Genomic DNA, 13571 nt, shown 5'->3' with positions numbered 1-13571 from the left:
TCAACTCCCCAGCAGCCCATCCATGACGGCACGCCCCGTACTTCCGGCCTCCGGCATGAAGTGAGCATAGTGACCAAGGGTGACAGCCGCGGAGGAGTGCCCGAGCCATCGTGCCAGCGTCACCACGGACTTCACCACGGATTTCACCATCGACTCCCCCGCCTCCAGCAGGATCGAGGCGAGGTGCGCCGCGGCACGTGGAAGCCGTCCTTCGGCGCCGCCTCCCGCTGCCGGTCCTTCGCACCAGGGGGCGCCCTCCCCGACACGCGCCGCACAACACCCCCAACGCCACCCCCCAACCCCGAAGTGCACCTCCCCCACTCGCCCTCCCTCTGCGAATCTGGATTCAGGGAGGGATCACATGACAATCACAGTCACCTTCACGGGGCGTACTCCGGTGACAACGCCCGGAGTTCGGACCTGGTACCAGCTCTGGACGTACACCGTGCAGCGGAGCGAGCCGGGCGATCTGTTGCCGGGGCAGCGGCTAGCGATCGCGCTGCCCGCCGACTGCGGGGTGCGGGACCCGCGGTTCTTCCCGAAGGTGCCCGAACTGGCGGGCACCTTCCTGGAGTCGGACAGCGGGGCCGGGCGGCTGTACGTGGGTCGCAAGGTGACCAGCGCCTCGGGATCCCTCACGCTGGCCTTTCTCGCGCCCCCGGCCCAGGCCGACTGCGAGATCTTCATGGTGACGCAGTCGCCGAACCGGCCCTGGACGGTGGCCCCGTTCTCGACCAGGCCGGGCGGCCCGGTCGAGAACACCCACACGCTGCCCGCGCCCCCGGCCCGTACCTCGGGTGCCGGGCGGCCGGTGGGCGACTTCGCCGGCACACTCCCGTACGCGAGCGAGATGTTCGGCGTGTACCAGCCGCTGCCCGGCTGGCTCGGCTACTCCGGTGGCAGTCTGCTGGCCGCCGCCGCGGGGACACCGGCGCCGCGGGAGCTGTTCAGCGGGGCCGACGCCCGGGAGCTGCGCGCGCCGCGACTGGCCGAGCTGGTGGCGACGGTTCTGCCGCAGCCGCCGACCGAGGGGATCCTCTCCCCGGTGGGGCTGGTGAACCTGTTCCGTCAGTACTTCTTCGAGTTCGACACCTTTCTGGGCGCGCCCGTCGGCCATCTGTGGCTGAGCCCGGGCGGCACGGTCGAGGTGGTGGAGACGTCCACCCGCCGCACTCTCGTGGAGCGGACCGCCGAGCAGTCCGAGCAGAGCACGAGGAAGACCGAGGAGTCGCTGACCGAACAGACGGACGTGGCGGACGCGGTCAAGGAGGACAACGCCAACGAGACCTCGCTCGGGGTGACCGCGAGCGCCGGGGCGAACTACGTGGGCATCGCGCAGGCCGACGTGAGCACCAGCTACAGCACCAAGAACACCACGCACTCCTCCTCCGAGGTCACGCACAAGCACACCCGGGCGCAGAGTTCCAAGGTGAGCAGCGAGATCACCCGGAACTTCAAGACGACCTTCAAGACGGTGACCGAGACGACGGACACCTCCAGCCGCCGGTACGTCGTCCAGAACACCACCGACAAGCTGGTCAACTACGAGCTGCGCCGCAAGATGCGCAAGGTCGGCATCCAGGTCCAGCACATCGGCACCCAGTTGAGCTGGCAGGTCCATGTACCGGACCCTGGCCGTGCCCTCGGGCTCGGGGAGCTGGTCGACGTGGTGGCGGCCCCGGATCTGACGGCGCTCAAGAAGCCCGAGCCGCTGGAAGTGCTCGTCCCGACCACCACCACGGTCACCGAGATCTATCCCGTGCAGCGGATCGGCTCCAACGGCCCGCACCTGGACCAGGACTGGTTCTACGTCGAGAGCGAGGACCATCTGTCGCACGGCCACTCGGACGAGTACCTCGTCGCGCACTTCGACTACACCGCGGTGCCGCCGGGCCCCGGCTGGAGCATCGACACCTCGCAGCCGGAGCCGATCCGTGTGGTGGAGGCCAAGGCGAGCAACGGCAGCGGGACCAAGTACCTGGGCAAGTGCAGGATCCTGGACCTGGCGAGCGGCCGGTACCAGATCCGGACCGAGCTGGTGAACTTCGCCAACGGCAACTGGATCTCGCTGTCCGTGCGGATCATGTGGAAGCCGCCGTCGGTCCACCCCGGCCAGGAGGCGTACGACCGGGCGATGGCGGAGTACCGCACACAGGTGGACCGGCTCCAGCGGACCGCGTACGTCGACGCCGTGCGCAAGCGCGTCGAGGCGGTCAACGCGCTGCGCCGTCGGCCCGCGGAGGATCTGCGCAAGGAGGAGCGGCACTCCGTGTTCGAGCGGCTGATCGGCAAACTCGAACTCTTCGGTGGCCAACAGCCGCAGCTGAGCGCCGAGTTGATCCGGCAGATGTTCGACGTGGACCGGATGCTGTACTTCGTCGCGCCGGACTACTGGCGGCCGAGCGGTGACCCGACCGGCCCACGGTCGCTCGGCCGCCATCCGGTACCGAGGCACAACTGGGAGCCCGCCCCCGGGGACGAGCCGCTCCAGGGCGCCACGCTCTCCGGCCACTACTCCCACACCGCCGCCAACAACCCGCCGGGCGCCGTCGGCGTGGTTCCGGCCGAGGCGGTGGAGTGGCGGGTCAACTACCCCCTCACCGAGGCCAGCAGTCCCGCCCCGGCGGGCAGTTCGCTCGGCTGGCTGGTACAGATCGACGGCGACGAGCGCCGTAACGAGTTCCTCAACTCCGCCTGGGTCAAGGCCGTCCTGCCGATCCGCCCGGGCCACGAGCTCGCCGCGCTCGGCTGGCTCCAGGAGGCGAACGTCGAGGGCGAGGCCGCGCTGGACAAGCCGTACGCCTGGCAAAGCGGGGACCCGGACGAGTACCAGGGCAAGACGATCGGCGAGGTGCTTGAACTCCTTGCCGAGGAACTCCGGCAGAAGAACACCGACATCGCCACCACGCTGGCCACCGAGACGGTATTCGAGACCGGCTTCGACCCGCTCGACGGCGGCTTCCGCCCGGCCGAGCCGTACCAGGTCTTCGACCAGTGGACCGAGGTGCTGCCGACCGACCATGTGGTCGCGGTGGAGGTCGAGTACGACCCGCACACGGGGCAACAGCGGTGAGGACCCGATGAGTTCCCTCACCGTCCGGTGGCGGCCCCGCGGCGCGAAGGGGCATTTCCTGCTCCGCAGACGGTCGTTCGGCGGAGCGGCGGACGGCTCGGTCGAGTTCTCCCTGCACGCCCTCACCGCGCGGGAGGAGGTCGAGGACTGGACCGACCCGAACAAGGGGCGGGACTTACCCCCTCGCACGGCCTCGGACACGGAGGTCACCTTCGAGGTGCCCGAGGGAACGCAGCACCTGCGGCTCTTCTTCACCGTCACCCCGCGGATCGCGGGGAAGCAGGCGGAGGCACTGGCGGTGTACCAGCGGCTGCGGGTGACGGGCGACCGCTGCCTGCCGGACGCGTACGCGGTGACCGCGCACACCCTGCGGATCGACGAGCGGGGTGCGCGCGGCTCCGAGGTCGTCCAGCATGTGCCGTCATGGCCCCTGAGCGGTATCCGCCGGTTCCTGGGCTGTCATCCGCTGCTCACCGTGGCGGACCGGGGAGGCACCCTCGACATCGACACCGAGTTCCTCGATCTCACCGAGCTCTGGTGGCAGTTGCACTTCAGAAAGAGCCCGAAGAGCGGCCAGGACGGCTTCAACCCCTGGTACCTCTCTCCGCTCGTCAACCAGCGGCCGGGCAGGCTGCGGGTGCTCGCCAACACCCGTACCCCGCCGCTGCTCTGGTTCGCCAGCGTGCCCCGGGCCGCCGGTGGCAACAGCGATCCCGGTACGCCAGGGGCGAGGCCGAGGCCGGGACAGCGGTCGACGCCGATGCCCACACCGCCGCCCGACGGCACCGCGGTCGGCGGCTACGTCTTCTTCCGCCCTGTGGCCAGTGGTTATCCGTACGCCCAGGACGGCCCCGCGGGGATCACCGACCGCAAGCACGCCGTCAAGGGCATGCGCGGCCTGTGCCGGTACCTGCTCTCCGGACAGACGAGGACGCGGCGGCCGGACCTCGGCGATCTGCCGGACCTGCACGAGCTCCTTGATCACTCGATCAACCGCGAACTGCCCCTGAACAGCTACGGGTACCTGTGCTGCGGCATGGACGCCGCCCTGGACCGCACGGCACCCCGGCTGATGAAGGAGACCCGTACGCTGCGCGTGCTGTTCCTGCCGCATCCGTCCGGGGGAAGCTACGGCGGCGTCCCCGGGCCCCGGCTGACCGACCGGGTGTCCACGGCGCTGCGCCTGCTGTGGACCCGCGGTGCCCTCGGCGGTCCGGGCCAGCAGCTGGCCCAGCGGGACGGCACGGTGTTCCCGGTGGCGCCGCAGACCGCGCCTGGCGGCACGGTCACCGGCACCCTGCGCCTGGCGCCCGACATCTGGGTGGGCGGGTACAGCTTCGGCGGCGAGGCGCTGTGGGGCACGCTGAGCGACCCCGGCAACCGGCAGCGGGTCGGCCGTGTGATCGCGATGGACCCCAACGGTTTCGTGGCCCGGGGAGCGAACCTGCTACGGGCGACCGCGCGGGAGCGCAGGGGCGCGTTTCAGTTACGGGTGGTGTGGAGCCCGTACGACATGGTCGTGCCGCCCGCCGCCGAGCTGGTCAGTGCGATCAGAGGCACCGGCGCCGAGATCACCGTGCTGCCCCGGGCCGAGGGCTACTACCGGCCGCCGCCCAACCCCCAGAACCCCTGGGCGGAGTACGTGTTCGAGGACGCGAAGCCCTGGCGGCCGCAGATGTTCCCGGATCGCCAAATGAGGGACTGGTGGCACCAGTTCGCGGTCTTCGGGGGAGAGCGGCTGGCCGGGGACCCGCAGCGGGAGGAGTCGGTGGGCTTCATGGAGGCGACGATGGGGCCGTGAGCGGTGGGGCCTGAGCTGTTGGCCTCGATCAGTGGCCCTCACCGGTGACCTTGACCGGAGGCTTTGTCGTCGAGCCGTGCCAACTTCAATTACTTTCCCTGCCACTTGCGCCGGGCTATGGCCCCGAGATGCGTCCGAATTGCGACGGTGAGACTCTGCTGGTATCGGGACTGAGACGCACGGCCCCACGTGGGCGACGCGACGCGTCAGTCCATGGAGCCAGGTCCAAGGTTCGCGAGGTTCGGCGATGGCGCTTCCGGAGGACTTCCTCAATTCGATCGCTCTCGACGGCTCGCCTGGTCAAGCATTTGCCAGTCACCGGCTGCGGGCGATCAACAACGCAAAGAACCTGGCATGGCGAAAGCCGCTGGAGGGAATCCGCGGTGCCGAGGCAGGTGAGAACGAAACCATATACCTGCTCGCGCATATGCACGCCGCGACGGACGATCCCGATTTCGCTGCTCCCGACCAGCGTCCGAGCAAAGTCCTCGCACCGGAAATCCTGAGAACCCTTCGACTCAAGGAAGACGGTCTCGTCGGCACAAGCAAAGACTACGACATGACGCTCAAGGGATTGATGACGATCGTCTATCGGTATCGTTCCCTTCTCACCGACGACGACTTCAACTGGGTCATGGACAACCTGATCCTCGCGGCGCACGATCAAGGCTCAGGACGGACGATTACCGGGGCCCACACGGTGGACATCGAGTATCTCGACGACTTCGTGGTCATCTACCCGGAAACCGAGAACCATCTGCTGATGATCGAGTCCAGCAGATACCTGATCAACCAGCTCAAACACCAAACCGCCGGTGACGTGTACGACAACAAGTCGAACGGTCTCCACAAGTGGCTCTTGAAGACGCTGCAGGTGATCGCGGAACACGACTTCCTCGAATTCAGCGCCCGCCCCTACGCGCGACATTCGATCCACGCGCTGCTCAATCTGTACGAGTTCGCCGACGACATCGACATTCGTACGGGCGCGCAGGTGATCCTCGACTACGTCATGGTGAAGTGCGCCATCTCCAGCAGTCGTTGCCGAAGAGTCGCTCCGTTCCGGCGCCACCAGGAGCAGATCAACCACCAGAACAACGAGTACAACGACATCTTCGCCCAGCGGGGGGATCAGATATCCGGCTACTTCATGGCCTGCACCGGTAACACCGGACCCGACGGGAAACCTGTACTGTTCCACGCCGGCTTCATCGACCAGTTCACCGCCGTGATCGGCGGCACCTCCTCCTACCGCCCGCCACCGGCCGCGTACATCTGGGCGATGGGTGTCGGCAACCCTCCCTCCCTGCAGCGGTTCCAGCACGGAAAACGCCCGCAACTCGTGGCAGCGGGGGAGGATGCCGATGGCGGCCTGGAGATCTACTACAAATCGCCGTCGTTCCTGATGTCGGCCGGCGGAATGTTTCTGAACAGCGGCTACGGCAGAGATGAAGTCGATCTGTTCAAAGACGCATGGGAACAGACGTCCCGTGCACAGGCCACCACCCTGATCCCCACGGGAGCGGACCTCAAGTTTCACGACCTGGTCCGATTCCAGCCGCATCCGGATCCGGCCGTCGACCCGTACGCCGACGATCCCGAAGATCCCGACAGACACCACACCACCGCGGTGAACAACGGCGTCCATGTGCGGATCATGGCCGGCACGAACCTGCGCCCGGCCGGGTACAAGGCGATCACCGAGCACGAGACATTCGCCAATCCCGTCCTTGCCGTGAATGGCGACAGACTCCATATGGCCTGGGCGCGCAAAGGTTATCCACCCGGACTGATAAACATCGCCAAGGTCCAGTACACGGACGTTCTCGACATCGACGGCGTCGAGGGGGTCGAGGACCTACGGAGCCCGGCCGCCAGTGCCGTTTCCCCCGCACTGACAGCCCTCAACGGCCGCGTTTACCTGGCGTGGCGGGACTCCGACAACCAGATCAACATCTACTTCTCCGACGACGGTGGAAACACCTACCGGGCAACACCGCGGCTTGCCGATTCGACCTATCTGAACCCATGTCTGGCCACACACGCCGGGAAGCTCTACCTCGCATGGGTGGGCCGCGGCAACGACAAGATCAACGTCGCAAGGCTCGCCCTCGTCGGCAACACCGCCGGCGCATACCGGATCGAAGTCGAGGTCAAGACCGTACTCGGCGCCACCAGTGATGCCGCGCCCGCGCTCGCCTCGCACAACGGCCGGCTCTTCCTCGGCTGGCGCGGATCCGGAAACGAGTCACTCAACCTCGCCTTCTCACAGGACGAGGGCGTCACCTTCACCGGCACCAAGACCTTCACCGACGAGAGCGAACACAGCCCCAGCCTCGTCTCGCACGGCGGAAGACTGTTCATGTCGTGGGCGGGGGTCGGCAACGACGATGTCAACGTGGCGAAGGTCGTCCTGTTCGGCAACACGGCCGGCGGGTTCGGCATCGAGGGCCTCGCCGACAAAAAGGTCCTCCCGCACGAAACCGATGCGGCACCGGCGCTCGCCTCTCTCAATGGCCTGCTTTTCCTGGCCTGGAAAGACATCGACGACGATTTTCTGCACATCCAGCTTTCCGGTGACGGCACATTCGACGTCGCGGGTCCGTGGTTCTTCAGTGACCTCAACACCCCTCCTCGCAAGTTCGGCTTCTACCTCGCGGCCTATCGCGTCATCGCCCCGCTCAGCGGCTGCACGCTGGGTTTCGTGTACGCACGCGAAGCCGACGAGCAAGGCGCACCGCCGATGAGCTTCCAGACCTTCAAGGACACCGTCCTCGCACGCAACCAGCACCTTTCTCAGCAGTTCGGATCCGTCGGAGACGTCTACGAGTTCAACGCGCCCGACTTCGACCGGACCTACTCGATCCGCTTCCAGCCCACCGGCGACAAATATCGTGCGCGCATCACCACACCCACCGACCTGCACACCGACCTCGGCCAACTCCCGCTGGCCAGCGGGCAGGCCATGAACTCGCCAGGGGCAGGACACGACGGATTGATCCACATCCGCCAGCCCGCATGCGACACCGAGACAATCCTCGACTTCCGGGATCGCGAGAAGCCGAACATCAAGGACAACACAAAGGCCTGTCCGCAGCCTTGGCTGGACCGAGCCGACGCACTCCGGACGCTGGCCAGCTCCCTTGAGCAGTCCGGCGACACCAAGCACGCCACGGTCGCCCTCACCGACCGAATCGCCGTCTACCAGAAGCTCATCGACGCGGACCCCGGCAACAAGAACTACCGCGCGAGCCTGGCCCAGGCCATCTTCGACCTCCTCTACGCCCGCCACCGCCGCTTGCCTTCCGATCAGGCGCTGCGCCTGGCTGAGCGTGGTGCCCGCGAGTTCGAGGTACTGGCGGGTCTGCGCACGGCCGGCTCCTCGACCCCGGTGGACTACGAGCAGCTCGCCGGTTTCACCCCCAACGAGTACTGGGATTGGCATGACTTGACCGGTGCTCTGTACAACCTGGAGGTTGTTGCCTGGGACGCCGGGGATCGTGCGGCCGCAGCGGCGTGGGCGGTCAAGCGGATCCGGGTGTACGAACGTCTCACTCAGGTTGATGCGGTGAAGTATCGGCCCTTCCTCGCCTCGGCGTTGTGGGAGCTGATCTATTACCGGCGTACGGGGCTGGACGCAACCGCCGCGTTGAGCTTTGCCCAGCAAGGGCTACGCGCCTACGAAATCCTCGCGGGATTGCGTCAGCCGAGTACCACAACACCGGTCGACTACGCGGAACTTGCTGGTTCCATGCCCAATGAGTATTGGGACTGGCATGACTTGACCGGTGCTCTGTACAACCTGGAGGTTGTCGCTTGGGAGGCCGGGGATCGTGCGGCTGCGGCGGGGTGGGCGGTCAAGCGGATCCGGGTGTATGAGCGTCTGACCCAGGTTGATGCGGTGAAGTATCGACCTTTCCTCGCCTCGGCGTTGTGGGAGTTGATCTATTACCGCCGGACGGGGCTGGATGCGGCGGCTGCGTCGACCTTCGCGCAGGAAGGGTTGCGTGTCTACGAAACACTGGCTGGTTTGCGCCAGCCGGGTACCGCAACTCCGGTCGACTATGAGCAACTCGCCACCTTCACGCCCAACGAGTACTGGGACTGGCACGACCTGACCGGCGCCCTCTACAACCTGGAGGTTGTTGCCTGGGAGGCTGAGGATCGTGCGGCCGCGGCAGCGTGGGCGGTCAAACGCATCCAAGTCTACGAACGCCTCACCCAGGTTGACGCGGTCAAGTACCGGCCCTTCCTCGCCTCGGCCCTGTGGGAGCTGATCTACTACCGCCGGACAGGGCTGGACGCGGCAGCCGCGTCGACCTTCGCTCAAGAAGGGCTACGCGTCTACGAAACGCTCGCTGGGCTCCGTCAGCCCGACACCACAGCTCCGGTCGACTATGAGCAACTCGGCACCTTCACGCCCAACGAATACTGGGACTGGCACGACCTGACCGGCGCCCTCTACAACCTGGAGGTTGTTGCCTGGGAGGCCGGAGACCGTGCAGCTGCGGCTGCATGGGCGATCAAGCGCATCCAGGTCTACGAACGCCTGACCCAGGTTGATGCGGTGAAGTACCGGCCTTTCCACGCCTCGGCGTTGTGGGAGCTGATCTATTACCGCCGGACAGGACTGGACGCAGCAGCCGCGTTGAACTTCGCGCAGGAAGGACTACGCGTCCACGAAACCCTCGCCGAGTTGCGTGAGCCGGGCACCACAACACCGGTGAACTACGAGCAACTCGCCGACTTCACACCCAATCAGTATTGGGACTGGCACGACCTGACCGGCGCCCTCTACAACCTGGAAGCCGTCGCCTGGGAGGCCGGAGACCGTACGGCGGCATCGGCATGGGCGATCAAACGCATCCAAGTCTACGAACGCTTGGTGGAGGTCGATGCCGTGAAGTACCGGCCCTTCCACGCTTCGGCCCTGTGGGAGCTGATCTATTACCGGCGTACGGGGCTGGACACGGCCGCCGCGTCGCGATTCGCCCAGGAAGGACTACGCGCCCACGAAACCCTCGCCGGATTGCGTGAGCCGGGCACCACAACACCGGTGAACTACGAACAACTCACCGACTTCACACCCAACGAGTACTGGGACTGGCACGACCTGACCGGTGCCCTCTACAACCTGGAAGCCGTCGCCTGGGAAGCCGGAGACCGTACGGCGGCAGCGGCATGGGCGATCAAACGCATCCAAGTCTACGAACGCCTCACCCAGGCCGATCCGGTGAAGTACCGGCCCTTCCACGCCTCGGCATTGTGGGAGCTGATCTATTACCGCCGGACAGGACTGGACGCGGCGGCCGCATCGACCTTCGCCCAGAAGGGACTGCGTGCCTATGAAACCCTCGCGGGTTTGCGTCAGCCGGGTACCACAGCACCAGTCGACTACGAGAAACTCGCCGACTTCACGCCCAACGAGTACTGGGACTGGCACGACCTGACCGGCGCCCTCTACAACCTGGAGGCCATCGCCTGGGAGGCCGGAGACCGTACGGCCGCGGCAGCATGGACAGTCAAGCGCATCCAGGTCTACGAACGCCTCACCCAGGCCGACTCGGCGAAGTACCGGCCCTTCCTCGCCTCGGCCCTGTGGGAGCTGATCTATTACCGCCAGACGGGACTGGACGCAGCAGTCGCGTTGAACTTCGCGCAGAAGGGACTGCGTGTCTACGAAACACTCGCCGGGTTGCGTCAGCCGGGCACCACATCGCCGGTCGACTACGAGCAACTCGCCGACTTCACGCCCAATGAGTACTGGGACTGGCATGAACTGACCGGCGCGCTGTACAACTTGGCGCACCTCCATAAGGCCGCCGACGGCGACTCGACCGCGGGCCAGGCCGAGATGCGCAGCCGAGTGCGGGTCGCCGAACGGCTCGTCGAGGTCGATCCGGCGAAGTGGACGACCGAGCTGGACCAGGCACGCAGCCAGGCCGCAGCCTTCGGAATCTGAGAGCAGACACGTTCTCCGGGTGCGGGCCCGTACCCGGAGAACATGTGCGGCCGGTCGGTTCGGCAGTGTGCGGTCAGCCGCAGTGGCCCTCGTTGACGATGTACGTGTCGTCGATCTGGGCACGCCAGGTGACGCACTCGCCGCGGGCCGGGATGTAGACAGGTCCGGCGTAGCTCTTGTAGGCGCCCGAGTCCGAGGCGCTCACCTCGGTGTGGGCGCTCTGGTAGACCTTCGCCTGCATGTAGACGGCCGTACCCGGCTTGGTGCGGAGGGTCACCACACAGTTCTCGCCGGTCCGTTCGTTCCAGGTCAGGTACGCGGTGCCGAGCGTCTCGACGTCGGCGGAGTCGATGACGCTGTACCCGGCACCGCAGGCACCGTTGTAGGGCACGTTCAGCACGCCCTGCGTGGCCGCGGACGCGGGCGAGGCGAGGGCGGTCGCCCCGACCATCCCGGCGGCGGCGAGAGCGGTGACGGCCGCGGCCCTGCGCGTGTGCTTCATGGTGGATCCCCCAGTGGTCTCGTGGTCCGGTACGGGGTCGAACCGGACGGGTGACGAAGTGGGTGCTCCCAGCACCCGATGAGGAGACCGGCGGGGCGGGGCGTCAGTTGTGGCCCCGAGTGTCACTGTTCTGTCACCGCGTCACATGCGGCGTCGGCAGCGCGCCTCAATTCCCTTACGGCGCACGCCAGTTCGCACAGGGCGCACGTCAACTCGCATGCAGCACCGTCACCAAGGGCCCCTCGCCAGTTAGTTCTGCGCGGCCCTCCCGTACGGCCCTACCCACCGTCGTCTCGCCGCGGCCGAGCGCGAGGCAGGTCGCCGCGTCGAGGACCAGCCGGACGTCGTGGCGCTCGGCCCGTCCGTCCCCGTAGGCGGCTTCGGTGTCCTCGCCGAGTCGCAGATGGAACACGCCCTCGTCGAGCTCCACTTCGAGCACCCCGGCCCCGCCGAGCGGGGCCAGCCGGTCGAGGAGCGGGAGCGCGAACCAGTGGGCGCGTACCGCGTCGGTGGGGCGCCGCTCCTCCAGGGCGCGCGCGCCCCACTGCCCCAGGGCCCGCAGTACGGGCAGCAACTCCCGTCCTCGGTCGGTGAGTTCGTAGACGTAGGCGGAGGCGGGCGGCGGGAGGCGGCGACGGGTGGCGAGCTGCTCGCGCTCCAGGTCCTTGAGGCGGGCGGCGAGCACGTCGGTGCTGACGCCCGGCAGGTCGGCGTGCAGGTCGGTGTAACGGCGCGGCCCCGCGAGCAGTTCGCGCACGATCAGCAGACTCCAGCGGTCGCCGACGGCGTCCAGCGCACGGGCGGCGGCACAGAACTGGTCGTAACTGCGGCGTCCTTGCTGACGCGTGGGTCGTGGCATGCGAGGCAGTCTAGACAGGTTGTTGGACTTTCCAAGCTTGAACTTGGTAAAACCAAGTGACGCAACGATGGTCTCAACGATCAGGGAGGGGCCAGAACATGGAGTTCCGGCAGTCGAGCAAGCTGAGCGAGGTCTGTTACGAGATCCGCGGCCCCGTCATCGAGCAGGCCAACGCCCTGGAGGAGGCCGGTCACAGCGTGCTGCGCCTGAACACCGGCAACCCGGCCCAGTTCGGCTTCGAGGCGCCGGAGGAGATCGTCCAGGACATGATCCGGATGCTCCCCAAGGCGCACGGCTACACCGACTCGCGGGGCATCCTCCCGGCCCGCCGCGCGGTCGCCCAGCGCTACCAGGCGCTCGGCCTCGAGGTGGACGTCGACGACGTCTACCTCGGCAACGGCGTCTCCGAACTCGTGTCGATGGCCGTACAGGCTCTCCTGGAGGACGGCGACGAAGTCCTCATCCCCGCCCCGGACTTCCCGCTGTGGACCGCGGTCACCACCCTGTCCGGCGGCAGGCCGGTGCACTACCTCTGCGACGAGGACTCCGACTGGTACCCCGACCTCGCGGACATGGAGTCCAAGGTCACCGACCGCACCCGCGCGGTCGTCCTCATCAACCCCAACAACCCGACCGGCGCGGTCTATCCGAAGGAGATCGTCGAGGGCATCCTCGACCTCGCCCGCCGCCACCGCCTGATGGTCTTCGCCGACGAGATCTACGACCAGATCCTCTACGACGACGCCGTACACCACTGTGCCGCCGCCCTCGCCGACGACGTGGTGGTCCTGACCTTCAGCGGCCTGTCGAAGACGTACCGGGTGGCGGGCTTCCGCTCCGGCTGGCTGGTGGTCACCGGCCCCAAGGAGCACGCCCGCAACTATCTGGAGGGCCTGACCATGCTGGCCTCCATGCGGCTGTGCCCCAACGCCCCCGCCCAGTACGCGATCCAGGCCGCACTCGGCGGGCGTCAGTCGATCCATGAGCTGACCGCCCCCGGCGGCAGGCTCCACCACCAGCGCGAGCGGGCCTGGCAACGGCTGAACGAGATCCCCGGCGTGAGCTGCGTGAAACCCAAGGGCGCGCTCTACGCCTTCCCGCGGCTCGACCCGAAGGTGCACGCCATCCACGACGACGAGCGCTTCGTACTCGACCTGCTGCTCCGCGAGAAGATCCAGGTCGTCCAGGGCACCGGCTTCAACTGGCCCCGCCCCGACCACTTCCGCATCCTGACCCTGCCGCACGCGGACGACCTGGACGCGGCCATCGGGCGGATCGGGCGCTTCCTCGGCAGCTACCGGCAGTAATCGGCAGTAGGGCGGTCGCGGGCCCTCCCGGGCGGGGCGGGTGAGGGCCGCGCCACACGTGGTGGCA

Annotated in this window: 6 protein-coding genes and 1 pseudogene; 4 read left to right on the top strand and 3 right to left on the bottom strand. The window is 67.3% G+C overall.

What is annotated here, in order from left to right; genetic code table 11:
• Positions 1-239: pseudogene (locus tag HUT18_RS34040) on the bottom strand (hypothetical protein); the annotation flags it as partial.
• Positions 240-361: 122 nt separating this feature from the next.
• Between HUT18_RS34040 and HUT18_RS30320 the strand changes: the two are divergent.
• The 3 genes from HUT18_RS30320 to HUT18_RS30310 all read left to right on the top strand — a co-directional run bounded on the left by HUT18_RS30320 (position 362) and on the right by HUT18_RS30310 (position 10836).
• Positions 362-3073, top strand: a complete 2712-nt coding sequence (locus HUT18_RS30320; RefSeq protein ID WP_217710527.1) for a hypothetical protein — start codon at positions 362-364, stop codon at positions 3071-3073.
• Between the two features lie 7 nt (positions 3074-3080).
• Positions 3081-4874, top strand: coding sequence for a hypothetical protein (locus HUT18_RS30315; RefSeq protein ID WP_176103721.1), 1794 nt, complete (start codon positions 3081-3083; stop codon positions 4872-4874).
• A gap of 247 nt (positions 4875-5121) precedes the next feature.
• The gene (locus tag HUT18_RS30310) at positions 5122-10836 is read left to right on the top strand and encodes a hypothetical protein (protein ID WP_176103720.1); all 5715 of its coding nucleotides are present in this window, start codon (positions 5122-5124) and stop codon (positions 10834-10836) included.
• 73 nt (positions 10837-10909) lie between these two features.
• Here HUT18_RS30310 and HUT18_RS30305 read toward each other — a convergent pair whose 3' ends face one another.
• Entirely contained in the window at positions 10910-11338 is a 429-nt protein-coding gene (locus HUT18_RS30305; protein ID WP_176103719.1) for a spore-associated protein A, read from the bottom strand.
• 208 nt (positions 11339-11546) lie between these two features.
• On the bottom strand, positions 11547-12197 hold the full coding sequence (locus HUT18_RS30300) for a helix-turn-helix domain-containing protein (protein WP_176103718.1): 651 nt from the start codon (positions 12195-12197) through the stop codon (positions 11547-11549).
• 98 nt (positions 12198-12295) lie between these two features.
• Here HUT18_RS30300 and HUT18_RS30295 point away from each other — a divergent pair, with 98 nt between their 5' ends.
• Positions 12296-13504, top strand: coding sequence for a pyridoxal phosphate-dependent aminotransferase (locus tag HUT18_RS30295; RefSeq protein ID WP_176103717.1), 1209 nt, complete (start codon positions 12296-12298; stop codon positions 13502-13504).
• The last annotated feature ends 67 nt before the right edge of the window (positions 13505-13571 follow it).

This window comes from Streptomyces sp. NA04227, from assembly GCF_013364195.1.
GTDB lineage: Bacteria > Actinomycetota > Actinomycetes > Streptomycetales > Streptomycetaceae > Streptomyces.
This window is presented reverse-complemented; position numbering and strand designations above follow the sequence as displayed.